Raw genomic sequence first — 24758 nt, 5'->3', positions numbered from 1 at the left:
CGACGCAGTCGACGTAGAGCCGGCTGATACGGTATGTCTGTCAAATCGCAGTGAGCGGGTTTGGGATCGCTTCGCGATCCAACGGGGCGGTGCGGCGTTCCGACAAGCCCCCTCGCCACAATGAATATGTGCAGGCGGGGAATTGAAAACAGCCTGGCGTTGATGCATCGGAGGATGATGGGGACCGATACATCAACGCCAGGCTGTAAAAGGGGCCCGGGCTTCCTTGCCCGAGTCGTGTAGCGGGTTGAATCAGAACTTGGCTTCGGCATCCAGTTGCAGGGTGTTGATGTCCGAATCCTTCTTGTTGATGTTGGCGTTGGTCTGGTCCGAGGTCGCCATGTAGTAGGTCGCGCCCAGGGCAAAGTTCTTGTCCAGGTCGTAGCTCACTTTCAGCTTGCTGCCGCGCGAACCGGTGAAGCCGTTGGCGAAGTCGGAGTCGGTGAAGGCACCCACCACAGCGTTACGCTGCACGTCGCGGTAGTTGTAGTCCACGTTGAAGCCGTAGAGCTTGGACTTCACACCGGCCAGCCAGCCAGTGTCCTGGTCGTTGCTGGCATCGGTGTTGTTGACGTACTGACCGTAGATCGACAGTGGAACCGGCAGGTTGCTGAAGTCCAGCTGACCAAAGCCTTCGTACAGTTTGAACCGTTCGCCCGGGCTGTTGCCGTTGACGGCCAGTGCGCATGGTGCAGTAACGGTACCCGAGGTCGGGCAGGCGCTGCTGTCGTCGTTGTCGTAAGAGTAGAGACTGCCGCCCAAGGTCATTTTCATGCTGTCGGTGATGCCGAAGCGCGCGCCCAACTGGCCAGCGTACAGACGCAGGTCGTGCTTGAATTGCACACCTTCGCCGTCGACGTTGTCCTTGAGGGTGTAGTGACCGGCGCTACCGAACAGCTCGGTGCTGCCGCTCAGCGGGTACTTGTAGGTGACAGCCAGGCCTTCCGGGTTGATATCGCTATCCCAGATGATGTCGCCCATGCTCACCCATTGTTGCGGCATCTTGCCGCCAACCAGGTGCAGGTTCTTGATCGCGTCCGGGTGGTAGTCGATGTAACCCTGGTCCAGCCAGATCTGCTTCTTGTCGAAGTAGTTGTTCAGGTCCTGGTTGGTCGAGCGAGCGTCGTCGTTGCTGCCGGTGGCGATACGGATGCCGGTGTCGACCTGCGGGTTGATTTCGCTGTAGGCACCCAGGCGGGCACGAATGCGCTGACGATCCTGGTCCTTGTTGTTTGGCACGCCATCGTTGTGGACGTTTTCCTGACGGAAGCGCACGTCACCCTTGAACTGGGTCTTTGCTGCCCATGCAAGCTTCTGGTCGAAGGCGCTCAGTGTGTCGGTTTTCTTCGCGGTGGCCGCGATTTGCTCGTTGGTCTCTTGCTGAGCCTGACGGGCAATCTGCTGTTCTTTCTGATCCCTGGCCAGCTCGGCTTGCAGTTCGCTGTACTGCGCGTTGGTGATCGAGCCGTTAGCCTTGAGCATGTCGAGCAGTTTGGCGTCGACTGCGGCACTGGCCGGAACACTCAGGGCCAGCAACAGGCCACCGCACAAGGCCGCCGCAGTTTTCGTGGAAGCAAGACGCATATCAATCTCCGAAGATGAGAGGGGATGACAGAGCCATCCGGGGCACAACCGACCGTAAGGGGCGGAAAACTGTGGCCGGGTATAACCCGGCGCTCTAAAAACAGGCGCCAGTATCGCGATGGTTTATTACAGGGCGGTGGCAATGTGATGTCATGTCCATGACGATACAAAGCAGCCGTGAACTATTGAGTTAGAGCGCTGTCGTCGCTTTGCCCGTGTGCAATGTGGAGCGATAGGCGATACTCGCGGGGCTTTCACGCCACGAAGAGTGAGGATGGTGATGCCGTTGCAACGCCTGCAAAAACTGTCAGAAATCGCCCCGCAGACTTGGGATGCCATGGTGCCGGAGAGTCAGCCTTTTCTGCGTCACGCTTTTTTGAGCGCACTGGAAGACAGCGGCAGTGTCGGCCCCCATTCCGGCTGGCAGCCCGAGCATCTGCTGCACGTTGAAGGTGAGCGCCTGATCGCCGCGCTGCCCGCTTATCGCAAGTGGCACTCCTACGGCGAGTACGTGTTCGATCACGCCTGGGCCGATGCCTGCGAACGCGCCGGCATCGATTACTACCCCAAACTGTTGAGCGCGGTGCCGTTCAGTCCGGTCACCGGGCCGCGACTGTTGGCGGCCACGGTCGAAGACGGTTTTGAACTGTTGAACAGCCTGCCGGGCTATCTTGAACTCGAAGGGCTTTCCAGCGCCCACATCAACTTCACCGATCCATTCACCGATGCGGCATTGAGCGAGCAGCCCGGCTGGCTGCAGCGCGTTGGCTGTCAGTATCACTGGCAGAATCGCGGTTACCGGGATTTCCAGGACTTCCTCGACGTGCTCAGTTCGCGCAAGCGCAAACAGATGCGCAAGGAGCGCGAACAGGTGGCCGGCCAGGGTTTCGAGTTCGAATGGCTGGAGGGGCGGGATCTGAGTCAGGCGCAATGGGACTTCGTCTATGCCTGCTACGCCAATACGTACGCGGTGCGCCGGCAAAGGCCGTATCTGACGCGGGAGTTTTTCAGCCTGTTGGCCGAACGCATGCCGGAGTCGATTCGCGTGGTGCTGGCCAGGCAGGGTTCACGGCCGGTGGCGATGGCGTTCAGCCTGGTGGGGGGCGACAGCTTTTATGGCCGTTACTGGGGATGCCTGGCGGAGTTCGATCGCCTGCATTTCGAGACCTGTTTCTACCAGGGAATGGACTACGCCATCGCCAACGGTTTCCAGCGTTTCGATGCCGGTGCGCAAGGCGAGCACAAACTGATTCGTGGATTCGAGCCCGTCATCACCCATTCCTGGCACTACCTGCGGCATCCGGGGTTGAAGGCGGCGGTGAAAGACTTTCTGGAGCAGGAGCGGCTGGGGGTGCTGGCTTATGCAGAGGATGCGAAGTCAGCCTTGCCTTATCGACAAGGCTGATCTTCACCGCATGGCGTGTCAGTTGTCTTCCTTGCCCAGCCAGCGATACAGCACGCCGCCGACCACTGCGCCGAGCAGGGGGGCGACCCAGAACATCCACAATTGTTGAATCGCCCAGCCGCCGACGATCAGCGCCGGGCCGGTGCTGCGCGCCGGGTTGACCGAGGTGTTGGTGACCGGGATCGAGATCAGGTGGATCAGCGTCAGCCCCAGGCCGATGGCAATCGGCGCCAGTCCTGCCGGTGCACGTTTGTCGGTGGCGCCGAGGATGATCAGGATGAACATCGCGGTCATCACCAGTTCACAGACAAACCCTGCCGCCATCGAGTAGCCGCCAGGCGAGTGTTCGCCGTAGCCGTTGGATGCAAGACCTCCTGCCAGTTCGAAACCGGGTTTGCCGCTGGCAATGAAGTACAGCAGGGCGGCTGCAATCACGCCGCCAATGACCTGGGCAATGATGTAGGCCGGCAATTCCTTGGCCGGAAACCGCCCACCCACCACCAGGCCGAGGGATACCGCAGGATTGAGATGACAGCCGGAAATATGGCCGATGGCGAAGGCCATCGTCAGTACGGTCAGGCCAAACGCGAAGGACACCCCGAGCAAGCCGATCCCCACCTCTGGAAAAGCCGCCGCCAACACCGCACTGCCGCAACCACCCAATACCAGCCAGAACGTACCTACCAACTCAGTCGCCGAACGTTTTAACAGAGACATAAGAGAGTGTCCTTTCGAGATTATGCTGCCTTGAGCCTCCAGCCGATGGACTGCAGAACCACCTCCAGAACGTTGAAGTGAGTACAGCACGGTTTTTTCAGAATTCCAGCAGGCATAAAAAACCGCCAGGCCCCGTTGTTGACGGGGCCTGGCGGTTTTTTGTGATCGATCGGCTTCACTGCGTCCCCTGTAGGAGCGAGCTTGCTCGCGATGGTCGTCAACGATAATGCTGAGCACCTGACACCACGCGGTGTCCCTTCATCCATCGCGAGCAAGCCCGCTCCCACAGGTTTTGTGGCCCCTGCATGCTCAATCGATCCCGACAAACCCACCGGTCTGGTGTTGCCACAACCGCGCATACAAGCCGCCATGGGCGAGCAACTCGGCGTGGGTTCCGGTTTCGGCGATCTTGCCGTTTTCCAGCACCACCAGCCGGTCCATTCGGGCGATGGTCGAGAGCCGGTGAGCGATGGCGATCACGGTCTTGCCCTGCATCAGGGTTTCGAGACTTTCCTGGATCGCCGCTTCGACTTCCGAATCCAGCGCCGAGGTGGCCTCGTCCATGATCAGGATCGGCGCATCCTTGAGCAGCACACGGGCAATGGCGATGCGTTGGCGCTGGCCGCCGGAAAGTTTCACCCCGCGCTCACCGACATGGGCATCGAAACCGGTACGGCCTTCGGCGTCCGACAGGGCTGGAATGAAACCGTCAGCCCGGGCCTTGTGCACCGCTTCCCAGAGTTGCGCTTCGGTGGCGTCGGGTTTGCCGTACAGCAGGTTGTCACGGATCGAGCGGTGCAGCAGCGAGGTGTCCTGGGTGATCATGCCAATGCGCTCGCGCAGGCTTTCCTGACTGACGTCGGCGATGTTCTGGCCGTCGATCAGGATACGTCCGCCTTCGACGTCGTACAGGCGCAGCAGCAGGTTCACCAAAGTCGATTTGCCCGCGCCGGACGGGCCGATCAGGCCGATTTTCTCGCCAGCCTTGATGGTCAGGTTGAGGCCGCCGATGATCCCGCTCTGCTTGCCGTAGTGGAAGTCCACCTGCTCGAAACGCACTTCGCCACGGGCCACCGCCAGGGGTTTGGCCTGGTCGCGGTCGGTAACGGAGACCGGTTGCGAGATGGTCTGCAGGCCGTCCTGCACCATGCCGATGTTTTCGAAGATGCCGGTCACCACCCACATGATCCAGCCGGACATGTTGACGATGCGGATCACCAGGCCGGTGGCCAGGGCGATGGCCCCGACGCTGATCAGCGACTGCGTCCACAGCCACAGGGCCAGGCCGGTGGTGCAGACGATCAGCAGGCCGTTCATGCTGGTGATGACCACGTCCATGCTGGTGACCACGCGGCCGGCCAGTTGGGCTTTTTCGGTCTGTTCCTTGATCGCTTCGCGGGCGTATTGCTGCTCGAAGTTGGTGTGGGCGAACAGCTTCAGGGTGGTGATGTTGGTGTAGCCGTCGACAATGCGCCCCATGAGCTTGGAGCGCGCATCGGACGCCACCACCGAGCGATCCTTGACCCGTGGCACGAAGTACCAGAGGGCGCCGATGAAAGCGAAGATCCACGTCAGCAGCGGGATCATCAGGCGCCAGTCGGCTTCGGCGAACAGCACCAGCGAACTGATGGCGTAGATCAGCACATGCCACAACGCATCCACCGCTTGCACGGCGGAATCACGTAGCGAGTTGCCGGTTTGCATGATGCGCTGGGCGATGCGCCCGGCGAAGTCGTTCTGGAAGAAATTCAGGCTCTGCTTGAGCACGTAGCTGTGGTTCTGCCAGCGGATCATGCTGGTCATGCTGGGGCTCAGGGTCTGGTGTACCAGCAGGTCATGCAGGCCCACGAATATGGGGCGCAGCACCAGCGCCACCACCACCATCCAGGTCAGTTCGAGGGCGTGCTCGCGAAACAGATTGGCGTTCGGCGTGCCTTGGGCCAGGTCGATGATGCGGCTCAGGTAGCTGAACAGCGCGACTTCGATCAATGCACCAATCAGGCCGACGATCAACAGGGCGGCGAAGCTCGGCCAGACCTGCTTGAGGTAGTAGGTATAAAAAGGGAATACACGATCCGGCGGGGACGCCGTCGGTGCTTCACGGAAAACGTCGATCAGTTTTTCAAAGCGGCGATAAAGCATGGGTCGTTCGCCCGCGAGCGGGCTCTCCTTTTAACGGTTTGAGCGTTGCCGGCAAACACCGGCAACGGCTCGGACATCCTTGTCCAGCTTAGTCTCAGTCGATGCGCTTGGCCGACTTGATGAACACCGGGTCGGCCGGCACGTCCTTCATGCCGCTACGAACGGTGGTTGGCGAATTGACGATGATGTCGACCACGTCCATGCCTTTGACCACTTTGCCGAACACCGCGTAGCCGTCACCTTGGTCAAGGAAGTCGTTGTCCTTGACGTTGATGAAGAACTGGCTGGTGGCCGAGTCCGGCACCGAGGTACGGGCCATGGACAAGGTGCCGCGAACGTTGACCAAACCGTTGTTGTGCTCGTTCTTGATCGGCGCCTTGGTTTCTTTTTGCGTCATCTGTTGATTGAAACCGCCGCCCTGAACCATGAAGCCGGGGATTACGCGGTGGAAAATCGTGTTGTTGTAGAAGCCGCTGTCGACGTACTCAAGGAAGTTCTTGGTACTGATCGGCGCCTTGACCGGGTCCAGTTCGATTTCGATCTGGCCGTTGGTGGTTTCCAGCAAAACGTGCGGCGCCTTGGCGGGCGTTGCGGCCATCAGGTTGGCGGCAAACAGGACGGTGCCAGCGGCGAGGGCGATTTTTTTCAGCATGGGTCAGTGATCCTGAGTGGTGGTGTCGACTGCGGTCAGAAAATCCAGCAGCGTTTGGTTGAAGTGTTCCGGCTGGTCCAGTGGCGTGGCGTGGCGTGAATCGGCGATCACTACCAGCCGCGCATCGGGCAGCAGTTTTACGTAGTTTTCCTTCAGCGCCACCGGTGTGTAGTCACGGTCGGCACTGACGATCAGGGTTGGACAGGTGACCTTGGAAAGTCGTTCCTGGACCCCCCAGCCAACAATGGCATTGAAGCTGGCGAGATAAGCATGTTTGTCGTTTTTTGCCCAGCGCTCGGCCATTTTTTGTCGCAAGTCGGCCTGCTCGGGCTTCGGGAACAACTTGCTGCCCAATGCCTTGCCGATGGTGCGCAGGCTGAGTGCGTGCATCAGGCTCCAGCGCTTGAACCACTGCCAGTAATCGTCGCGGCTGCGCAGTTTGACCTCTGGCGCACTGTTGACGATGCACAGGCTCTTGAGCAGTTTCGGCTGGTCCACACCCAGCTGGAAGCCGATCATGCCGCCCATGGACAAGCCGACGTAGTGCGTCGGGCCGAGATTGAGGTGCTCGATCAGTGCGATCAGGTCGGCGCTGAAACCGGCAATGCTGTAGCGCTCCCGGGGTTTGTCCGAACGGCCGTGACCGCGTACATCCGGGACGATCACCCGGTAGCGGGTGGCCAGTGTCGGGATCTGCTTTTCCCAGTCCAGGGTGCTGGAACCGAGGCCGTGGACCAGCAGCAGCGGCGTGCCGTGACCATATTCCTCATAGTGCAGGTTGCAACCTTCGTGTTCGAAATAGGCCATGCATACACTCCGTGTCAGGCTTGTTCGGGGGCGGCGAACGGGGCGTCCAGTGGTGCGGTGTCAAAGGTGCGCAGCAGTTCGATGAGAATCTGCGTGGCCGGTCCCAGCGGTTTGTCCTTGTTCGAATACAGGTAAAAGCTCGGGTTGCGGCTACCGCCCTGATCCAACGGTAGCAGCTTGAGCGTACCTTCCTTGAGTTCCCGTTCGATCAGGTGCCGGGGCAACCAGGCAAAACCCAGGCCGCTGCTGACGAAGGTCGCGGCGGTGGCGAGGCTGCCGACGGTCCAGCGTTGTTCGGCCCCGAGCCAGCCGACGTCCCGTGGTTGCTGGCGGCCCGAGTCGCGGATCACCACTTGCATCTGGCTTTCCAGGTCCTGGAAGCTCAGTTCGCGGTTGAGGCGGTGCAGGGGATGCTCGGGGTGGGCGACCGCAACGAACTCGACGTCGCTCAATTCCGCGCCCAGGTAACCGGGAATACTGAAGCCCGTGATGGCCAGGTCGGCCACGCCTTCGAGCAGGACTTCCTCCACGCCCGACAGCACTTCCTCACGCAGGCGCACCCGGCAACCACGGCTTTGCGGCATGAACGCGGTCAAGGCGCGGACGAGGCGGGCGCTTGGGTAAGCGGCATCGACCACCAGGCGCACTTCGGCCTCCCAACCCTGTTCCATGTGATGGGCCAGGTCTTCGAGTTGGCTGGCCTGTTTCACCAGTTGCCGGGAGCGGCGCAACAGCACGCCGCCGGCTTCGGTCAGCACGGCTTTGCGTCCGTCGATGCGCAGCAACGGCACGCCGAGCTGATCCTGCATGCGTGCCACGGTGTAGCTGACCGATGATTGCGAGCGATGCAGCGCCTCGGCGGCCTGGGCGAAACCACCGTGATCGACCACGGCTTGCAGCGTTCGCCATTGATCAAGGGTCACGCGGGGCGCTTTCATGTTGAGCTCCTCTTGTCCTAAGCTGGCAGCCCTTACTGGAGGCTGCTGAATGAAAAAAATCTGTTGTGTGCTGCTGGCGCTGCTGCCGCTGACGGCGATGGCTTACCCGATCGATGTGAAGAAAGACCTCAACGGCATGAAGATCGACTACCAGACCTACGACACGGATAGCGACATCGGCTCCATCCAGGTGGCCAACTACGGCGACGTCGATGCAAGCTGCAAGGCCGTCTTCATCAATGGCCCGGAAGCACCGCGTACCCGCAAGATCGACGTACCGGCCGGCAAGCACAAAAATGCCACCGCCAAATTCAGCCGCAACATCATCAAGCTGCGTATCGAGCTGAGCTGCACCCCGAAATGACAGCAATCTCCTGTGGGAGCGGGCTTGCTCGCGAAAGCGGTGTGTCATTCAACGTTGATATCGACTGACACGGCCTCTTCGCGAGCAAGCCCGCTCCCACAGGGTATGTTGAGTTTATAAACGAATTTATTGATGGGTTATAGCAGTTATTTGCGCTTTTTCATCGATATGACTCTGTTTAACCTTCACTCCATCGACCTACAGCATTCTCAGATGGAGGCTACATCCCATGTCCCGCGTCCTGATCATCGAAAGCAGTGCCCGTCAGCAAGACTCGGTTTCCCGTCAATTGACCCAGACCTTCATCAGCCAGTGGAAAGCCGCTCACCCGAATGACCAGATCAACGTCCGGGACCTGGCCGTCAATCCGGTGCCGCACCTGGATAGCAACCTGCTGGGTGGCTGGATGAAACCTGCCGAGCAGCGCAGCGACATCGAGCAAGCGTCCCTGGAACGCTCCAACCAGTTGACCGATGAATTGCTCGCCGCCGATGTACTGGTCATGGCCGCGCCCATGTACAACTTTGCGATCCCCAGCACCCTGAAAGCCTGGCTCGACCACGTGCTGCGTGCCGGCGTGACTTTCAAGTACACCGAAACCGGTCCGCAAGGCCTCCTCACAGGCAAGCGCGCCTATGTGTTGACGGCTCGTGGCGGCATCTATGCCGGTAGCACCGCCGATCACCAGGAACCGTACCTGCGTCAGGTCATGGGCTTCATCGGCATCCACGACGTGACGTTCATCCACGCCGAAGGCATGAACCTGGGCGGTGACTTCCAGGAGAAAGGCCTGAACCAGGCGAACGCCAGGCTTGCGCAAGTGGCCTGACCCGTTAATCGCCAGATAATCGCTGGATGGTCTAGTGATCTGGCGCAACCCTTCAAGCCTGTACGCGCATCGAACCTCCCTTCGCACTTGTTGCTCCTGAGTGCTCTGGCCCGATTGAACGCTTTAGCGAGATCGGGCTTTTTTTTGCCCGGGATTCAATGCCCCCGCAAATCCCTGTAGGAGCTAGCTTGCTAGCGATGTCGGTGGATCAGCCAACATCATTGTTGCCTGACATTCAGCTATCGCCAGCAAGCTGGCTCCTACAGGAGATTGGGTGTTTTCCGACAGCTTTCGGGGATCGCGATTCAAGGCAAAACCCGCTATCGTCGCCGCCATTCGAAACGAGGCGAGCATGGGCTATCTACTTTTTGTCACGCTGATCCAGGCGTTTTCCTTCAGTTTGATCGGCGAATACCTGGCCGGTCATGTCGACAGTTACTTCGCGGTGCTGGTGCGTGTGCTACTGGCTGGGCTGGTGTTCATCCCGCTGACCCGCTGGCGCTCGGTGGAGCCGGCGTTCATGCGCGGCATGCTGCTGATCGGCGCCTTGCAGTTCGGCGTGACCTACGTCTGCCTGTACCTGAGCTTTCGCGTACTGTCGGTGCCGGAAGTGCTGCTGTTCACCATCCTCACGCCGCTGCACGTGACCCTGATCGAGGATGCACTGAATCGTCGCTTCAACCCCTGGGCCCTGGTCGCGGCGCTGGTGGCGGTGGCGGGGGCAGCGGTGATTCGCTTTGACCGGATCAACCCGGATTTCTTCATGGGGTTCCTGTTGCTGCAACTGGCGAACTTCACCTATGCCGCCGGGCAGGTGCTGTACAAACACCTGGTCGCCCGCCACCCGAGCGACCTGCCGCATTATCGACGCTTCGGTTACTTCTACCTCGGCGCACTGGCGGTGGCGTTGCCGGCGTTCCTGCTATTCGGCAAACAGAACTTCCTGCCCGAAGCGCCTTTGCAATGGGGCGTGCTGCTGTTCCTCGGTCTGGTCTCCACTGCACTGGGTTTGTATTGGTGGAACAAGGGGGCGTGCATGGTGAATGGCGGGACCCTGGCGGTGATGAACAACCTGCATGTGCCCGTGGGCTTGCTGATCAATCTGCTGATCTGGAACCAGCATGAAGAACTGGGGCGATTGTTGCTCGGCGGGTCGGTGATTTTACTGGCGGTGTGGATCAGTCGGTTGGGTATACGCAAGCCTTTGGCCGTTCATTGAGCCTTGTGGGAGCGAGCTTGCTCGCGATGACGGCATGACAGTCGGAAAAGATGTCGGCTGTGAAATAGCTATCGCGAGCAAGCTCGTTTCCACAGGAAGTTGTGTGAACTAATAAATCACTTCAGCGCCAGTTGCCCCACCAGAAACTCGATAAACGCCCGGGTCTTTTGCGGCACCCGCCGCGCCGACGAATACACCGCGTTGATGGTGATCGCCGGGGCCTGCCATTCGCACAGCACCGGCACCAGCCGCCCGCCCGCCAGCGCATCCTCGACGATGAAGTCCGGTAGCAGGGCGATGCCCATGCCGGCTTCGGCGGCCTGGGCGAGCAGGTCGCCGTTGTTGGCGTGCAGCGGGCCGGTGACGTTCACTCGCTGGGTTTCCTTGCCATTGCACAGTTGCAGGCTGACACCGCTCTGCAGATACCCGTAGTTCAGACATTGATGGGTGCGCAGATCCTGCGGAGTCTGCGGAACGCCCGCACGTTCGAGATAAGCCGGGGACGCCACCATGATGCGCGGTGCGGGCGCCAGTTGCCGGGCGATCATGGTCGAGTCGGGCATGCTGGCGATGCGGATGGTCACGTCAAAGCCGCCCCGCACCGGGTCGACCTGCTGGTCGCTGAGCACCAGTTGCAGTTCGATGTTCGGGTGCTGTTCATGAAACAGCGGAATCAACGGCCCCAGCCGCCGAAGACCGAACGACATCGGTGCATTGACCCGCAACACACCGCGTAACTCGCCGATGCCGTCACGGGCACGTTGCTCGGCCTCCTCCAGTGCCGCCAACACTTCCCGTGCTGCATCGAAATACTCGGCTCCGGCCTCGGTCAGGTGCAGGCTGCGGGTGGTGCGTTGCAGCAATTGCACACCGATGGCTTCTTCCAGCGCCTGAATCTGTTTGCTGACTTTCGAGCGCGGCACGTCCATGGTCCGGGCGGCTGCGGCGAAGCCGTTCTCGCCGACCGTGACGACGAAGGCGCGCATGCATTCGATGCGATCCATATTGTCCCTATTTTAGAATCAATGATTCTCGATTTTAGGTAATTGTCCCTTTTATCGCCAGCCCCTAAAGTGACATCCAAGCCGACAACAACGCCGCTGAAGGCAACGTCGACTAACCCCTTACCCATTCGAAGTCTCGACATCAAAAGGAACGCGCCATGTCTATTCGTGAACTGCTCAACCCAACCAACTCCGCCCTGATCCTGATCGACCACCAGCCGCAAATGGCTTTCGGCGTGCAGTCCATTGACCGTCAGACCCTGAAGAACAACACCGTGGGCCTGGCCAAGGCGGCGAAGATCTTCAACGTGCCGACCATCTACACCTCGGTCGAAACCGAAAGCTTCAGCGGCTACATCTGGCCCGAATTGCTGGCGGTGCACCCGGATCAGAAGCCGATCGAGCGCACTTCGATGAACTCCTGGGAAGACAAGGCACTGGTCGACGCGGTGAAAGCCACCGGCCGCAAGAAACTGATCATTGCCGCGCTGTGGACCGAGGTCTGCCTGACTTTCCCGGCATTGGAAGCCCTGGCAGAAGGCTACGAGGTGTACATCGTCACCGACGCTTCCGGTGGTACCAGCAAGGAAGCCCACGACATGTCGGTGCAACGGATGATTCAGGCCGGCGCGGTTCCGGTGACCTGGCAACAAGTGTTGCTCGAATACCAGCGTGACTGGGCACACAAGGACACTTACGAGGCGGTGATGGAACTGGTGCTCGAACACAGCGGCGCGTACGGCATGGGCGTGGATTACGCCTACACCATGGTGCACAAGGCACCGCAGCGGCAGGTCAAGTAACTCGCAATTTCTGAAAACGATGTAATTCCTGTGGGAGCGGGCTTGCTCGCGAAAGCGGACTGTCAGTCGACATCAATGTTGAATGACGCACCGCATTCGCGAGCAAGTCGGATCGCCGCACCGCCGCTCCCACATTTGTTTTTTGTGGTGTTACACCCTGCGCTTTTCAGCTTCGGGAATATGGCTCGCGCCCAGTACCGCCGGCCATATCCCCGCCCGCAAATCCGTTCCGCTCGGCTGCTGATAAAGACTCAAGCCAAATTCCGGCAGCACCGCCAGCAGGTAGTCGAAAATATCCCCCTGGATCCGCTCGTAGTCGGCCCATGCCGTGGTGCGGGTAAAGCAGTAGATTTCCAGTGGAATGCCCTGGGCGGTGGTCTGCATCTGGCGGACCATGCAGGTCATGTTCGGCTGGATCCCCGGATGACTCTTCAGGTAGGCCAGCGCATAGGCGCGCAAAGTGCCGATGTTGGTCATCCGCCGGCGGTTGGCCGACATGGCCGCGACGTTGCCCTGGGCCTCGTTCCAGGCCTTGAGTTCGGCCTGCTTGCGGGTCATGTAGTCGGTGAGCAAGTGCACCTGGGACAGCTTCTGCTCCTCGTCGTCGCGCAGGAAGCGCACGCCGCTGGCATCGATGAACAGGCTGCGCTTGATCCGGCGGCCACCGGAAGCCTGCATGCCGCGCCAGTTCTTGAACGACTCGGACATCAGGCGCCAGGTCGGAATCGAGACGATGGTCTTGTCGAAGTTCTGCACCTTGACCGTGTGCAAGGTGATGTCCACCACATCGCCGTCGGCGCCCACCTGGGGCATCTCGATCCAGTCGCCGACCCGCAGCATGTCGTTGCTGGTCAATTGCACGCTGGCGACGAACGACAGCAGCGTGTCCTTGTAGACCAACAGAATCACCGCCGACATGGCGCCCAGACCCGAGAGCAGCAACAGCGGCGAGCGGTCGATCAAGGTCGCGACGATGATGATCGCGCCCAGCACGTACAACACCAGTTTTGCCAGTTGCACATAGCCCTTTATCGAGCGGGTGCGGGCGTGCTCGGTGCGGGCGTAGATGTCCAGCAGGGCATTGAGCAGGGCGCTGACCGCCAGCAGCAGAAACAGGAAGGTGAAGGACAGCGCGACGTTGCCGAGGAAATTCAGACTGGTCTTGCTCAGGTTCGGCACCAGATTGAGACCGAACTGGATCACCAGCGAAGGGGTGATCTGCGCCAGGCGATGAAACACCTTGTTCTGCAGAAAATCATTGACCCAGTGCAAGGCCGGCTGGCGACCGAGCATTTTTGCCGCGTGCAGAGTGAGGTAACGCGCCACCCGTCCGAGGAACAACGCAATGGCCAGCAACAGCAGCAACGCCAGGCTGGAATGTACGAGCGGGTGCTGGTCGAGGGCACCCCAAAGGTCCAGGACGTTGATCCAGAGCTGTTTGATATCCATGGTCAAAACGATTCTTCTGTAGGGCGCGAGAGGCGATTAGAGCATTTAAGACGCTTTGTATTGCGTTTTGAGAAAAACAAGGCAACAAAAAACCAACTGTTTACCGCCATTTGCATAAAGAAACTCGGCCTGAGCGTTCGAAACCGTTACCCTATGCAGCTGTTTTTTTGCATTTCTTCGAGGTAGCACCCGTGTTTTCCCAATTCGCCCTGCACGAACGCCTGCTCAAAGCCGTGGCCGAGCTGAAATTTGTCGAGCCAACGCCTGTGCAAGCCGCGGCCATTCCGCTCGCGCTCCAGGGGCGTGACCTGCGGGTGACGGCGCAAACCGGTAGCGGCAAAACCGCTGCATTCGTTTTGCCGATCCTCAACCGTCTGATCGGCCCGGCGAAAATCCGCGTCAGCATCAAGACCCTGATCCTGCTGCCGACCCGCGAACTGGCCCAGCAGACGCTGAAGGAAGTTGAGCGTTTCTCGCAGTTCACCTTCATCAAGTCCGGCCTGATCACCGGCGGCGAAGACTTCAAGGTCCAGGCCGCGATGCTGCGCAAGGTGCCGGACATCCTGATCGGTACGCCGGGCCGGATGATCGAGCAACTGAACGCCGGTAACCTCGACCTCAAGGAAGTCGAAGTCCTGGTGCTCGACGAAGCCGACCGCATGCTCGACATGGGCTTTGCCGAAGACGTGCAGCGTCTGGTGGACGAATGCACCAACCGTCAGCAGACCATGCTGTTCTCCGCCACCACCGGTGGTTCGGGCTTGCGCGAGATGATCGCCAAGGTCCTGAACAACCCGGAGCACCTGCAGCTCAATGCGGTCAGCCAGCTGAACGACACCACCCGCCAGCAGATCATCACCGCTGACCACAACCAGCACAAAGAACAGATCGTCAACTGGCTGCTGGCCAACGAGACCTACCAGAAGGCCATCGTTTTCACCAACACCCGGGCCATGGCCGACCGCATCTACGGCCGTCTGGTGGCGCAGGAATACAAAGCGTTCGTGCTGCACGGCGAGAAAGACCAGAAGGATCGCAAACTGGCGATCGACCGTCTGAAGCAGGGTGGCGTGAAAATCCTCGTGGCCACCGACGTCGCCGCTCGCGGCCTGGACGTGGACGGCCTGGACCTGGTGATCAACTTCGACATGCCGCGCAGTGGCGACGAGTACGTGCACCGTATCGGTCGTACCGGCCGCGCCGGTAACGATGGCCTGGCCATCTCGCTGATCTGCCACGGCGACTGGAACCTGATGTCGAGCATCGAGCGCTACCTCAAGCAGAGCTTCGAGCGCCGCACCATCAAGGAAGTCAAAGGCACCTACGGCGGACCGAAGAAGGTCAAGGCCTCGGGCAAGGCCGTCGGCGTGAAGAAGAAAAAGACCGACGCCAAGGGCGACAAGAAGAAAACTGCCGCCAAGACCCCGACCAAGCGCAAGAGCGCCAACCGGCCGAAGAGCGATTCCCTGGTCAGCAAGGACGGCATGGCGCCGCTCAAGCGCCGCAAGCCGGAAGCGCCAGCGGCTGAGTAAGTCGTTGTAAGCGACCCAGGAAAAACCCGGACAGTGTCCGGGTTTTTTTATACCTGGCGTCTATCAGCCTTCGGTTTTCTTCTCGGCAGAGCCCAGCTCCTTCAAGCGCTGGTCGATCAACTGGCACTTGTCCGGCAAGTCTTTCGAGGCAGTGCCCAGATCCATTTTTTGCAACTCGTCATTGATCTCTTTGGCCTTGGTCGGGTTCTGCTCAGTGAGCTTGGCCACTTCCTGGGCCAGTTGTTCGCGTTTGGCGGTGGCTTCCTCGGGAGTGCAGGCCCAGGCGGGCAGGGCACAAGCGAGGGCAGCGGCGAGAGTCAGCTTCTTCAGCAGTGGTTTCATGGGCAAGGGCCTCAGCTTCGGTCAAGGCGGGTTATCCGGTTGAGCGCTGGCCCCTGGGGAAAGTTCAGTCTGTGATATTTGCGTGGGTTGTCAGGGCCCTTCGCGGGCAAGCCCGCTGCCACAGGTTTTGTGAACAGCACGGAAAACTGTGGGAGCGGGCTTGCCCGCGAAGGCCGCGCCTCGGTGTGTGGGGCTAACCACCATGGCAGCAACTCGACCTCGCCTGTTCCTCATATTTGTCATGGTGGCGCACCCACTCCATGATCTCCTCCTCGTTACGCCCCTTGGGCGTCAGGTCGAGGTAGTTGTAGGCGCCGACCAGCATGTCCAGCCCCCGGGCATAGGTGGAGTAGGTGTGGAATATTTCACCGGCTTCATTGCGATAAAACACGCTGAGACCGGGGAGTTCTTCCTCGGCGCCGTCGGTTTTTTCGTAGTTGTACGTAGCCTTTCCTGCGGCGACCTCTTCGGCCCGGGCACACACACCAAAGTCATAGTTGAAGTCGCATCCTGCCGACGACACCCAGTCGAACTTCCAGCCCATGCGTCGCTTGAACGCCTGGAATTCAGCGAAGGGTGCGTGGGAAACCGCCACCACGGCAATGTCGTGGTGGGCCAGGTGCTGGTTGGCGCCGTCGATGTGATCGCTGAGGTACGAGCAACCGGGGCAGCCCTCGTCCCAGCCCTCGGCGAACATGAAGTGGTAGATGACCAACTGACTGCGGCCGCCGAACAGGTCCGCCAGTTTCAGTTCGCCATTGGGCCCCTGGAAATGGTAGTCCTTGTCGATTTTCACCCAGGGCAGGGCGCGGCGTTCGGCGCTGAGTTTGTCCCGTTCCCGGGTGAAGGCTTTCTCGTGGATCAGGTGCTGTTTGCGGGCGGCGAGCCATTCTTCCCGCGACACGACGGGGTGATTCTGGATGTTCATGTTGTTTTCTCCTGCGTGGGGCCGGGGAGGTGACGTACACAGCCTAGTCGTTTGGCTTGGGTGGAATTCGACATGCCGCCGGTCGGTCGTCAGCGAAAGGCCGGCTGAACGGCTGTCGGGCGTACCTGTCACAACCTGTAAGGCCCGTTCAATTGCACGGGCATCCATCGAACGGACACCGGAGGTTGAATCAGGATGACGACTTACAACTGGGACTTGATTGAGCGCTTGCTGCATGAAGCGCAAAACAGTGCGGGCCATAATTTCACGCCGCGGCCTTACGCCGAACAGCATGCGGCGCAGAAGGCCGCGGAAGGCGAGTCGATTGAAAATCTTGATCATTTGAAAACGGTGGCTGGCGAGTACGAAAAGCTGCTGCTGATGCGTGGCTATATCGAGCCGCGACCGGAGGACGAAGGTGGTACGGGTGCCAATTACATTCTGACGGAGCGGGGTTCGCGTTTATTGAGCCTGCTCGATAGCAGCATTCCCGGTAATGATCACCCGCGGCAGGTACTTGATGAGCAGGAAGATGCGCTGGATGAGATGACGTTTGATGAGGTGGCGTCGAAGGCGCAGATTGCCTGAGGACTTTGTAGGAGCTGGCTTGCCAGCGATGGCGTCGTCCCATTGAACAATGACGTGAATGTGACGGCCTTATCGCCGGCAAGCCAGCTCCTACAAGGGATTCTGGCTGTCCGTTCAATCCTGCCCCGATCAGGCTTGCTTTGCCGCTTTCAGGCACTTCAGATCACTGAAGTCCTTTCTCACACCCTCGATTTTCTTCAGCAATCGCTCACGCTGGCTCGGTGTGCTTGCAGCCATGAGATCCACGAACAGCGAACGTGCCTGGGCCTCGGTGCTGGCAAAGGCCTGACGATAGGCGGGCGTCCACAAACTCTCGCGATTGATCAGAAGTGTCTCGATTCGTTGTGGGAATTGTGGACTGTGGCGTTGCGCAACGGCCGCGCTGAACTGTTTCTGCCAATGGACACGATTGGTCAGCCACTGCGTATTCTGATCACCCAAGGCGCTGGACCATGCGGTGACCCGCTGTTGCTGGGTGTTGCTCAGTGGGCCGAGCCAGTCGTTCAGGCGCTTCTCCATGCGCGCGCTGCGCTCCTTGATCTGCTGGTCGAGGGTGGGCTTGAGGTATTCCTCCTGGCGCTTGCGCCGGTCCTTGGCGAAGGCTTCATTCATATCGGCGACTTGCTTGTCATCCAGCCCTTGCAGCAACTCGATGGCTGACGGGGTGATTTCCCGCGCGGTCTCGGTGATCGCCTGTTCGGCTTCGTGGGCGCGGGCCTGCAAGGCGGCATCGGTGACCTGGTTGGTCGCGATCATGGTTTGCAAGCGGTCCAGCCAGTCGAGGTAGCCGGGCAGTTGGGTGGTGCAGTGCCAGCTCAGGTGTTCCTTCAGGCGTTCGTCCAGCCAGCTTTTCTGCTCGCCGTTCATGTCCAGGTAGTCGCTGAGCGTCCACGGGATGATCACATCGAGATTGCGGTAGGCCAGGCCCACGCGGCTGCAGGCACCGAGCGCGAGGGCAACGGTCAACACAACAGCGATATGTTTGAACCAGCGGGACATGGGCGAATCCTTGCGAAAGCCAGTCTTCGGGGTCTGATTCTCTTGTGAACCCATGAGGGGGCCGGCAGTTCAGCCGATCAATAGAATGCGTGTTCGGCCTTGAGCGTCACCAGCCCGTCGCATTGGCTGTTGTGCCCGGCATAGGCCGAGCAACCGCTGCCGCTCAGGCTGGAGTCACTGTAGATCAGGTCGAGGTCGATGCCCATGAACGGGCGGGACAGTTTCAGCGACCAATCGGTAAAACTGCCTACATATCCGCCATCCACCGCCACTGGCGTATTGAATTGGTGGGTGGTGTATTTCAGGCTGATGCCGACACCAAACGGTTGATTGCCGCTCAAGTCAGCGAACAGCGTGTTGTTCTGTTTGTCCGGGTCATTGCTGAAGGCGATGCCGAAACGGCTGCCGAGCAAGGTCAGGCCGCCGAACAGTTCCCGGCTGTCAGGGGTGGTGACTTCGGGGTAGCTGTAGCGGATCAGGCCGACTTCGTAGCCGAGGGTTTGGTCGAAGGGGTGTTTAAAGCCCGCGTAGGAGTCGATCTCGAGGTCTTTCCCCGGGCTGATGCCCATGCTGGGTGACCATTGGCCCACGTAGAAACCGTTGTCGTGGCTCAGGTCCAAGCCTCCGTGGAACGAGCCGACAGCCGAAGGTTTGACCAGGCCCTGGGCCATGCTACGGGTGGGGGTCGTGCCGAGCTTGAGGTCGAAGCTACCCAGCTCACGCTGAAAGATTTGTGCGTGTGCTGCGGAGCAAACCAACAGACCGCCGAGCAATGCCGATAAACAGAAAGGTTTGAACATGCGTCACTCCATGAACAGCGAGGGCAGGCTGGCGAGCCCGCTGAAACGCTTGATCCAGACGCGTGCAAGGATACCGGCGAATGATCGGCAGCGAAGGCCGTTCGTCGATTTCCATGGATTTGAAGGGGGGTCGGAGGGAGTGACGAGGGTTCCAGTCCAAGCGCTTCGAGGCTCAAAGCGCTTTGGGACCAGGTGACGCGAGGGGGTTACTTTTTGCCCAGGGTGATCTGCTTGGACGGGCCGAACGTCTGGCCGCTGACGCCTTTGGCAATTTGCTGGATTTCACCGCCGGATTTGAGAAACGCTGCGATCTGGCTGTTGATCGACTCGCTGGTTTCAACGGCTGGAGCTGGCTTTGCTTTGCTGGTGGATGCTTTTACGCGCATGGCGGCCATTAACCTGTAGAAAATTAACTTGGCCAGGCATCGTACAGGAATTACCTGATAATTGCTTGGCAAATATCCCCTCGCAATAATCCTGAGGTCGGGGTAATCAGCCCTCGGACAATATTCGAAATATACGTCTAAGCCGCTGTTTTAAATAAGAACATGCCTTGAAAAATGCCGAGTTACGCTTGTCTGGGCATGGCGTAAATGCCCGGATCGGTCTGACGAGCGGCCGGGCATGCGATGAAAGCCCGTGAAAATCAAGGCCTTCAGAGGATTTTCTCGCGTCACCGGGCCGGGGGCCGAACGCGGCGCTTAAAACCGGGTAGAATGCCGCCCACGCAATGAGGGTATTGGACATGGCTTTAGTCGGGCGTTACAACAGTTTGCAAGTGGTTAAACACACTAACTTCGGTTTATATCTGGACGGTGGCGCGGATGGCGAAATCCTTCTGCCAAATCGTTATATTCCAAAAGATATTCCTAGCGAAGATGAAGACTGGCTCAACGTTTTTATATATCTGGACAGCGATGACAAACTCATCGCCACTACTGAAAAACCGAAAGTTCAAGTGGGTGAATTCGCCAGTTTGAAAGTTGTTGAAGTCAACAGCATCGGCGTATTCCTGGACTGGGGCTTGCCCAAGGATCTGTTGCTGCCGTTCTCCGAAGAGAAGCGTCAGATGACGGCGGGCGAGTATGTGGTGGTACACGTCTACCTCGACAAGCACACCCGCCGCATCACCGCGACCGCGCGCCTGGACCGCTACCTGGACAAGACCCCGGCCAACTACACGGCTGGCCAGGAAGTGGACTTGCTGGTGGCCGAGGCCACGGACATGGGCTTCAAGGCCATCATCAATAACAAGCATTGGGGCCTGATCCACAAAAACGAAATCTTCAAGTTCATGCGCGCCGGTAAAGAAGAAAAGGGTTTCATCAAGGAAGTTCGCGCCGACGGCAAGATCAGCCTGAGCCTGCAGCCGGTTGGCCAGGAAGCGGCCACCAGCCTGAACTCGAAGATCCTCGCCAAGTTGCGTGAAAACAACGGCACCCTGGCCGTGAGCGACAAGAGCGATCCGGCGTTGATCAGCAGTCTGTTTGGTGTCAGCAAGGGTAACTTCAAGAAGGCCATTGGCGCGTTGTACAAGAATGGCCAGATTGTCATTCATGCCGATCGCATTGATCTCAGTTGAGGTTCTGACAATACAGAGAGCCAGGATGGCGCAGGCGGAGAAGTAGAGGTCTCTGGCAGGCGGCATTTTCTGGCCTGCTGGCTGATAATCGACAACATGATTTCTCGCCCCGGTGGTTTCTTTTCTACGAGAAGACCGGGGCTTTGCTTTTACTGCCGAGTCTTTGCCATGGATTGTGTCTTCGAGGTGTTCCGGTGAGCGCCACCCGGCGCAGTACCGACGGGTTTGCCCTGCAGGTGATGGTCGGGTTGTGCCTGATCTGGGGCGTTCAGCAGGTGATGATCAAGTGGGCGGCGGCCGATATTGCGCCGGTGATGCAGGCGGCCGGGCGTTCCGGCATGTCGGCGTTGCTGGTCGGGCTGCTGATCTGCTGGAAGGGCGGCTGGAGCCAGGTGAGTACGACCTGGCGCGGCGGCCTGCTGGCCGGTGCCTTGTTCGGCCTGGAGTTCTTCTTCATTTCCGAAGGCCTGCAACTGACCACGGCGGCGCACATGTCGGTGTTCCTCTACACCGCGCCGATCTTCACGGCATTGGGTGTGCACTGGTTATTGCCCAGTGAGCGTTTGCGACCCCTGCAATGGCTGGGGATTGTCCTGGCCTTTATCGGGATTGCCATCGCGTTTGCCGGCGGGGTGTCCTGGGACAACCTTGATTACCGCATGTTGATGGGCGATGCCTTGGGGGTGCTGGCGGGGGCCGCTTGGGGCGCGACCACGGTGGTGGTGCGCGCCTCGCGCCTGTCGGAAGCGCCGGTGACCCTGACGCTGTTCTATCAGTTGATTGTCGGTTTCTTCGGTTTGCTGTTGATCGCGCTGCTCAGCGGCCAGATCACCCATGTCAGCCTGACGCCCGTGGCAGTCACCAGTGTGCTGTTTCAGGGCGTGGTCGTGTCGTTCTTCAGTTACCTGGTCTGGTTCTGGCTGTTGCGCCGTTACCTGGCGGCGAACCTCGCGGTGTTTTCGTTCATGACGCCGTTGTTTGGCGTCACCTTTGGTGTCGTGCTGCTGGGCGAGAAACTGAGCCTGAACTTCATCCTCGGCGCAGTGCTGGTGTTGGCGGGCATCACCTTTGTCAGCGCTGAGCAGTGGCTGCGCCGTCGTTTGCGCAAAGCTCTGGGGCAGCACTGACCGGCGCGAGCAACAGACCGCCGGCGACCAGCAAGCCGCAGCCGGCCACCACCAGTGCCGGCTGCAGGCCGCCACTGAAATGACTGCTGAGCGCCGCCAGCAATGGCCCGCTGAGTTGGCCTACGGCAAAACAGGCCGTCAGCAGGCCGGCATTGCGTTGGGTGGCATGGGGGGCCAGTTCCCGGGAACGCTGGATCACCAGTTGCATGCAGGCCAGGAACGGCGTGCCGCACAGGATCACACCCAAGGCCAGCCCCGGACCGTTGGCCAGCAGGCAGGCAAACACGCCCGCAGCTTGCAGCCATAACGTTGCCATCAACCAGCGCCGCGTTGCGCCCGCTTTTTGGCGACGCAGACTCACCAGTACCACACCCGTAGCCGCCGCAAGTCCGAAGCACGGCCAGAACAGGTCGGCCTGCCATTGACCCTGGAATTGCGCATTGGCCATTTGCGACAGAAAGGTCGCCGGGATGATGTAGCCCAACCCGTACAAGCCGTAGATCAAGCCCAGGCGAGCGATGCCTTGAGTGCCCGATGCGCTGGCGCCGGGCGCAGCGGTCGCGGTTGCGCTCGCTTGTGGCAGGAACGGCAGAATCCCCAGCAGCATCGCCAGCCCTGCGCCGGCGTACACCAGCCACAAGGTGGCGGAAGTCTGGCCCAGCAGATTTGAGCCCAGGGCCAATAAACCTGTGAGAAAAATCCCCAGGCCCGGTCCGGCGAAGACCAGAGCGCCGAGCCGGGGACGACCGGCCGCTGCCGCGAGCGGCTGGCTCAGTGCGGTGATCATCACCAACACCCAGGCGCTGGCCACGCCGGTGCCGAAGCGCAGCAGCAGGTGCGACCAGAACCCGTTGGCCCAGAATGACGCCAGGGTCAGCAGCACGCAGAGCCACAACCCGCCCAGCAAGCGCCGTCGCACTTGCGGTGGACGCCGGGAAAACATGGCGTCTACCGCACCGATGAGATAACCGAGGTAGTTGGCGGCAGCAATCAGCCCGGCGGCGGTCAGGTCGATCTGACCTTCACTGAGCAGGTGTGGCAGTTGCGGCGTCAGGGCAAAACGGCCGATGCCCATGGCCATCATCAGGGCAACGAAACTGGCGGATAAACGAATCAGGGGAGACATGGTCTGGATACCGTTCAGAGGATCGATGACCGTCAGGCTAGGGCTGATTGACTTTCTTTAAAAATGAATAATAGTGAGTAACTTGTTCTTTTTTGGAGAATGTCGTGGAGTTCAGCCAATTACGCATCTTCCAGGCGGTTGCAGAAGAAGGGTCCATCACCCGGGCCGCCGAACGGCTGCATCGAGTGCCGTCGAACCTGTCGACCCGGCTCAAACAGCTGGAAGAGCAACTGGGTGTAGAACTGTTCCTGCGCGAGCGTCAGCGCTTGCAGCTGTCGCCTGCGGGAAAAGTCCTGCTGGACTACACCGCCAAGCTGTTTGCGCTGCGCGACGAAGCCAACGCGGCCGTGCAGGGCGGGCAGCCGGCGGGCGACTTCGTGCTCGGCACCATGTACAGCACGGCCGCTATTCACCTTCCGGGGCTGTTGGCGCGCTATCACCGGTTGTATCCGGCGGTGAACCTGCAAGTGCAATCCGGTCCCAGCGGTGAATTGCTCGAAGGCCTGCTCACAGGTCGACTCGATGCGGCGCTGGTGGATGGGCCTATGGAACTGGCCGGGCTCGACGGTGTGCCCTTGTGCGAGGAGCGCCTGGTGCTGATCAGCGAGGCCGATCATCCGCCCGTGCGCAACGCGCTGGATGTGGAAGGTCGTGCGGTGTTCACCTTTCGCCAGGGCTGCTCCTACCGCATGCGCCTGGAGGCCTGGTTCGCCCATGACCATGCGGCGATGGGCCGGGCGATGGAGATCGAGTCCTATCCGGGAATGCTTGCGTGTGTGATTGCCGGTTCCGGCGTGGCGCTGATGTCGGAGTCGATGCTCGCCAGCCTGCCGGGCCGCGAGAGTGTGGCCGTGCACCCGTTGGCCGAACCGTTTGCCAGCGCGACCACCTGGTTGATGTGGCGCAAGGGCATGGTCGGGGCCAACCTGAATGCCTGGATCGAGCAGCAGCAGGCGGTATTTCCGCCGACACCGGTGCAGGGGCGGGAAATTGCCTGAACGCCGGCTGATTGTGATGGATTCAGTAACAGATCATTGCGACTTTGCACGAGCATTGCGTAGGACTTCGGACTATTATCAGTGCGAAGGGGCTACAGAATTTTGGCCGCTCGGCACTACCCTGAAGGGGGCACCATGAAAGAGAAAATCCAAAACTGGCTGCATGACCTGGGCGTGGCGCTCGGCTTGATCGAACCGCCTCTGCAACCCGTGCCTGTTCGTACTGACGACGAGCAACGTCGGCGCCAGCAGCGACGCCGGTAATGGCTCCGGATCGCCAGTGAGAAGGGCTTGCTGTGGCGAGGGGGCTTGTCGGAACGCCGCACCGCCCCGTTCGGCTGCGAAGCAGTCGTAAATCGCCTGACGTGGTCTGCCAGATATAACCGGATTGTAGGGTTTTGGGGCTGCTGCGCAGCCCAGCGGGGCGATGCGGCGTTCCGACAAGCCCCCTCGCCACAGAACAGCATCCTGCCATTCAGTCCTGATTATCATTGGCAACATACTTGGCATTCAGCCTCAATGCCGCCCAATCTCCCGCAAAAACCGGCTCAAATCATTCACCGTGCTGGCGGTCTTGAGTATCCGGTCTTCCTCGGCCGTAAACGCCGTCACACCCAGTTCATCTTCCAGATGGAAGATCAGTTCTTCGATATCTTTTCTGTCCAATCCCAACTGCGCCAGGCTGGCGTTGTCGTCGAAGTCATCCCGGCCTTCCAGCAGGCGGCTGATGTAGCGATGTACGACAGCACGAAGGGCGGCTTCTTTCATGATCGTTCTTCGAGGAGGTGGGTGCAGTTCTCCCTGTCGTTGAGTACAGCAGGCT

At 59.9% G+C, this 24758-nt stretch carries 26 protein-coding genes; 11 read left to right on the top strand and 15 right to left on the bottom strand.

Features of this window, described 5'->3' with window-relative positions; genetic code table 11:
• Positions 1-252: 252 nt before the first annotated feature.
• Positions 253-1584, bottom strand: a complete 1332-nt coding sequence (locus AB7M25_RS22825) for a putative porin (protein ID WP_429386394.1) — start codon at positions 1582-1584, stop codon at positions 253-255.
• Between the two features lie 280 nt (positions 1585-1864).
• Between AB7M25_RS22825 and AB7M25_RS22820 the strand changes: the two genes are divergently transcribed.
• Entirely contained in the window at positions 1865-2989 is a 1125-nt protein-coding gene (locus AB7M25_RS22820) for a GNAT family N-acetyltransferase (RefSeq protein ID WP_429560145.1), read from the top strand.
• An 18-nt stretch (positions 2990-3007) separates the two neighbouring features.
• Here AB7M25_RS22820 and aqpZ read toward each other — a convergent pair whose 3' ends face one another.
• The 5 genes from aqpZ to AB7M25_RS22795 form a co-directional block, all read right to left on the bottom strand.
• A complete protein-coding gene (gene aqpZ, locus AB7M25_RS22815; protein ID WP_218477163.1) occupies positions 3008-3706 on the bottom strand; it encodes an aquaporin Z in 699 nt (232 codons plus the stop codon).
• 309 nt (positions 3707-4015) lie between these two features.
• The gene (locus tag AB7M25_RS22810; protein WP_429560144.1) at positions 4016-5848 is read right to left on the bottom strand and encodes an ABC transporter ATP-binding protein; all 1833 of its coding nucleotides are present in this window, start codon (positions 5846-5848) and stop codon (positions 4016-4018) included.
• 94 nt (positions 5849-5942) lie between these two features.
• Positions 5943-6500: a peptidylprolyl isomerase gene (locus tag AB7M25_RS22805; RefSeq protein ID WP_218477175.1), complete on the bottom strand. Its 558-nt coding sequence runs from the start codon at positions 6498-6500 to the stop codon at positions 5943-5945.
• A gap of 3 nt (positions 6501-6503) precedes the next feature.
• Entirely contained in the window at positions 6504-7307 is an 804-nt protein-coding gene (locus AB7M25_RS22800; protein WP_429560143.1) for an alpha/beta fold hydrolase, read from the bottom strand.
• A 14-nt stretch (positions 7308-7321) separates the two neighbouring features.
• Positions 7322-8245, bottom strand: coding sequence for a LysR family transcriptional regulator (locus tag AB7M25_RS22795; RefSeq protein ID WP_007972479.1), 924 nt, complete (start codon positions 8243-8245; stop codon positions 7322-7324).
• Positions 8246-8294: 49 nt separating this feature from the next.
• On the opposite strand from AB7M25_RS22795, the gene AB7M25_RS22790 reads away from it, so the two are divergent.
• From AB7M25_RS22790 to AB7M25_RS22780, 3 genes are all read left to right on the top strand, one after another.
• The gene (locus tag AB7M25_RS22790; RefSeq protein ID WP_007972481.1) at positions 8295-8609 is read left to right on the top strand and encodes a hypothetical protein; all 315 of its coding nucleotides are present in this window, start codon (positions 8295-8297) and stop codon (positions 8607-8609) included.
• Between the two features lie 229 nt (positions 8610-8838).
• On the top strand, positions 8839-9438 hold the full coding sequence (locus AB7M25_RS22785) for an FMN-dependent NADH-azoreductase (protein ID WP_429386386.1): 600 nt from the start codon (positions 8839-8841) through the stop codon (positions 9436-9438).
• A 352-nt stretch (positions 9439-9790) separates the two neighbouring features.
• Complete coding sequence (locus tag AB7M25_RS22780) at positions 9791-10657, top strand: carboxylate/amino acid/amine transporter (RefSeq protein WP_429386385.1); 867 nt, start codon at positions 9791-9793, stop codon at positions 10655-10657.
• A gap of 116 nt (positions 10658-10773) precedes the next feature.
• Here the strand turns inward: AB7M25_RS22780 and AB7M25_RS22775 are convergent, their stop codons facing one another.
• Positions 10774-11661: a LysR family transcriptional regulator gene (locus tag AB7M25_RS22775; RefSeq protein WP_429560142.1), complete on the bottom strand. Its 888-nt coding sequence runs from the start codon at positions 11659-11661 to the stop codon at positions 10774-10776.
• Positions 11662-11819: 158 nt separating this feature from the next.
• Here AB7M25_RS22775 and AB7M25_RS22770 point away from each other — a divergent pair, with 158 nt between their 5' ends.
• Entirely contained in the window at positions 11820-12464 is a 645-nt protein-coding gene (locus AB7M25_RS22770; RefSeq protein ID WP_008018228.1) for a hydrolase, read from the top strand.
• A 150-nt stretch (positions 12465-12614) separates the two neighbouring features.
• Here AB7M25_RS22770 and AB7M25_RS22765 read toward each other — a convergent pair whose 3' ends face one another.
• Positions 12615-13913, bottom strand: a complete 1299-nt coding sequence (locus AB7M25_RS22765) for a mechanosensitive ion channel family protein (RefSeq protein ID WP_429560141.1) — start codon at positions 13911-13913, stop codon at positions 12615-12617.
• A gap of 191 nt (positions 13914-14104) precedes the next feature.
• Here AB7M25_RS22765 and AB7M25_RS22760 point away from each other — a divergent pair, with 191 nt between their 5' ends.
• The gene (locus tag AB7M25_RS22760) at positions 14105-15445 is read left to right on the top strand and encodes a DEAD/DEAH box helicase (RefSeq protein WP_007972492.1); all 1341 of its coding nucleotides are present in this window, start codon (positions 14105-14107) and stop codon (positions 15443-15445) included.
• Positions 15446-15508: 63 nt separating this feature from the next.
• Here AB7M25_RS22760 and AB7M25_RS22755 read toward each other — a convergent pair whose 3' ends face one another.
• Together AB7M25_RS22755 and AB7M25_RS22750 are read right to left on the bottom strand one after the other, a co-directional pair.
• Positions 15509-15787 (bottom strand): hypothetical protein, encoded by a 279-nt coding sequence (locus AB7M25_RS22755; RefSeq protein ID WP_104450474.1) that lies wholly within the window; start codon positions 15785-15787, stop codon positions 15509-15511.
• A 193-nt stretch (positions 15788-15980) separates the two neighbouring features.
• Complete coding sequence (locus AB7M25_RS22750) at positions 15981-16715, bottom strand: DUF899 domain-containing protein (RefSeq protein WP_429560140.1); 735 nt, start codon at positions 16713-16715, stop codon at positions 15981-15983.
• Between the two features lie 195 nt (positions 16716-16910).
• Between AB7M25_RS22750 and AB7M25_RS22745 the strand changes: the two genes are divergently transcribed.
• Positions 16911-17303 (top strand): transcriptional regulator, encoded by a 393-nt coding sequence (locus AB7M25_RS22745; protein WP_429386378.1) that lies wholly within the window; start codon positions 16911-16913, stop codon positions 17301-17303.
• Between the two features lie 129 nt (positions 17304-17432).
• On the opposite strand, the gene AB7M25_RS22740 is transcribed toward AB7M25_RS22745, so the two are convergent.
• The 3 genes from AB7M25_RS22740 to AB7M25_RS22730 form a co-directional block, all read right to left on the bottom strand.
• A complete protein-coding gene (locus AB7M25_RS22740; RefSeq protein ID WP_429517061.1) occupies positions 17433-18302 on the bottom strand; it encodes a DUF6279 family lipoprotein in 870 nt (289 codons plus the stop codon).
• Between the two features lie 77 nt (positions 18303-18379).
• On the bottom strand, positions 18380-19102 hold the full coding sequence (locus tag AB7M25_RS22735) for a TorF family putative porin (RefSeq protein WP_429386376.1): 723 nt from the start codon (positions 19100-19102) through the stop codon (positions 18380-18382).
• A 206-nt stretch (positions 19103-19308) separates the two neighbouring features.
• Entirely contained in the window at positions 19309-19497 is a 189-nt protein-coding gene (locus tag AB7M25_RS22730; RefSeq protein ID WP_015096330.1) for a hypothetical protein, read from the bottom strand.
• Positions 19498-19847: 350 nt separating this feature from the next.
• Between AB7M25_RS22730 and AB7M25_RS22725 the strand changes: the two genes are divergently transcribed.
• Together AB7M25_RS22725 and AB7M25_RS22720 are read left to right on the top strand one after the other, a co-directional pair.
• A complete protein-coding gene (locus AB7M25_RS22725) occupies positions 19848-20684 on the top strand; it encodes a CvfB family protein (protein WP_007972500.1) in 837 nt (278 codons plus the stop codon).
• A 194-nt stretch (positions 20685-20878) separates the two neighbouring features.
• Positions 20879-21811, top strand: coding sequence for a DMT family transporter (locus AB7M25_RS22720; protein ID WP_429386375.1), 933 nt, complete (start codon positions 20879-20881; stop codon positions 21809-21811).
• Here the strand turns inward: AB7M25_RS22720 and AB7M25_RS22715 are convergent.
• Positions 21756-22937: an MFS transporter gene (locus AB7M25_RS22715; RefSeq protein ID WP_429386373.1), complete on the bottom strand. Its 1182-nt coding sequence runs from the start codon at positions 22935-22937 to the stop codon at positions 21756-21758. The genes AB7M25_RS22720 and AB7M25_RS22715 overlap by 56 nt on opposite strands.
• Before the next feature lie 104 nt (positions 22938-23041).
• Here AB7M25_RS22715 and ptrR point away from each other — a divergent pair, with 104 nt between their 5' ends.
• Together ptrR and AB7M25_RS22705 are read left to right on the top strand one after the other, a co-directional pair.
• Positions 23042-23935 carry a putrescine utilization regulator PtrR gene (ptrR, locus tag AB7M25_RS22710; protein ID WP_429386371.1) on the top strand — a complete coding sequence of 298 codons (894 nt, stop codon included), beginning with the start codon at positions 23042-23044 and terminating at the stop codon, positions 23933-23935.
• A gap of 135 nt (positions 23936-24070) precedes the next feature.
• Positions 24071-24199, top strand: coding sequence for a PA1414 family protein (locus AB7M25_RS22705; RefSeq protein WP_007972508.1), 129 nt, complete (start codon positions 24071-24073; stop codon positions 24197-24199).
• Positions 24200-24451: 252 nt separating this feature from the next.
• On the opposite strand, the gene AB7M25_RS22700 is transcribed toward AB7M25_RS22705, so the two are convergent.
• Positions 24452-24703, bottom strand: a complete 252-nt coding sequence (locus tag AB7M25_RS22700) for an acyl carrier protein (RefSeq protein WP_429386369.1) — start codon at positions 24701-24703, stop codon at positions 24452-24454.
• Positions 24704-24758 lie beyond the last annotated feature (55 nt).

The sequence above is a fragment of the Pseudomonas sp. AP3_22 TE3818 genome (assembly GCF_053628995.1).
This window is presented reverse-complemented; position numbering and strand designations above follow the sequence as displayed.

Bases quoted from the DNA above. Each gene is read 5' to 3' on its own strand.
- AB7M25_RS22825 (WP_429386394.1), bottom strand. From the start codon at position 1,584: ATGCGTCTTGCTTCCACGAAAACTGCGGCGGCCTTGTGCGGTGGCCTG.
- AB7M25_RS22820 (WP_429560145.1), top strand. From the start codon at position 1,865: ATGCCGTTGCAACGCCTGCAAAAACTGTCAGAAATCGCCCCGCAGACT.
- aqpZ (WP_218477163.1), bottom strand. From the start codon at position 3,706: ATGTCTCTGTTAAAACGTTCGGCGACTGAGTTGGTAGGTACGTTCTGG.
- AB7M25_RS22810 (WP_429560144.1), bottom strand. From the start codon at position 5,848: ATGCTTTATCGCCGCTTTGAAAAACTGATCGACGTTTTCCGTGAAGCA.
- AB7M25_RS22805 (WP_218477175.1), bottom strand. From the start codon at position 6,500: ATGCTGAAAAAAATCGCCCTCGCCGCTGGCACCGTCCTGTTTGCCGCC.
- AB7M25_RS22800 (WP_429560143.1), bottom strand. From the start codon at position 7,307: ATGGCCTATTTCGAACACGAAGGTTGCAACCTGCACTATGAGGAATAT.
- AB7M25_RS22795 (WP_007972479.1), bottom strand. From the start codon at position 8,245: ATGAAAGCGCCCCGCGTGACCCTTGATCAATGGCGAACGCTGCAAGCC.
- AB7M25_RS22790 (WP_007972481.1), top strand. From the start codon at position 8,295: ATGAAAAAAATCTGTTGTGTGCTGCTGGCGCTGCTGCCGCTGACGGCG.
- AB7M25_RS22785 (WP_429386386.1), top strand. From the start codon at position 8,839: ATGTCCCGCGTCCTGATCATCGAAAGCAGTGCCCGTCAGCAAGACTCG.
- AB7M25_RS22780 (WP_429386385.1), top strand. From the start codon at position 9,791: ATGGGCTATCTACTTTTTGTCACGCTGATCCAGGCGTTTTCCTTCAGT.
- AB7M25_RS22775 (WP_429560142.1), bottom strand. From the start codon at position 11,661: ATGGATCGCATCGAATGCATGCGCGCCTTCGTCGTCACGGTCGGCGAG.
- AB7M25_RS22770 (WP_008018228.1), top strand. From the start codon at position 11,820: ATGTCTATTCGTGAACTGCTCAACCCAACCAACTCCGCCCTGATCCTG.
- AB7M25_RS22765 (WP_429560141.1), bottom strand. From the start codon at position 13,913: ATGGATATCAAACAGCTCTGGATCAACGTCCTGGACCTTTGGGGTGCC.
- AB7M25_RS22755 (WP_104450474.1), bottom strand. From the start codon at position 15,787: ATGAAACCACTGCTGAAGAAGCTGACTCTCGCCGCTGCCCTCGCTTGT.
- AB7M25_RS22750 (WP_429560140.1), bottom strand. From the start codon at position 16,715: ATGAACATCCAGAATCACCCCGTCGTGTCGCGGGAAGAATGGCTCGCC.
- AB7M25_RS22745 (WP_429386378.1), top strand. From the start codon at position 16,911: ATGACGACTTACAACTGGGACTTGATTGAGCGCTTGCTGCATGAAGCG.
- AB7M25_RS22740 (WP_429517061.1), bottom strand. From the start codon at position 18,302: ATGTCCCGCTGGTTCAAACATATCGCTGTTGTGTTGACCGTTGCCCTC.
- AB7M25_RS22735 (WP_429386376.1), bottom strand. From the start codon at position 19,102: ATGTTCAAACCTTTCTGTTTATCGGCATTGCTCGGCGGTCTGTTGGTT.
- AB7M25_RS22730 (WP_015096330.1), bottom strand. From the start codon at position 19,497: ATGGCCGCCATGCGCGTAAAAGCATCCACCAGCAAAGCAAAGCCAGCT.
- AB7M25_RS22725 (WP_007972500.1), top strand. From the start codon at position 19,848: ATGGCTTTAGTCGGGCGTTACAACAGTTTGCAAGTGGTTAAACACACT.
- AB7M25_RS22715 (WP_429386373.1), bottom strand. From the start codon at position 22,937: ATGTCTCCCCTGATTCGTTTATCCGCCAGTTTCGTTGCCCTGATGATG.
- AB7M25_RS22705 (WP_007972508.1), top strand. From the start codon at position 24,071: ATGAAAGAGAAAATCCAAAACTGGCTGCATGACCTGGGCGTGGCGCTC.
- AB7M25_RS22700 (WP_429386369.1), bottom strand. From the start codon at position 24,703: ATGAAAGAAGCCGCCCTTCGTGCTGTCGTACATCGCTACATCAGCCGC.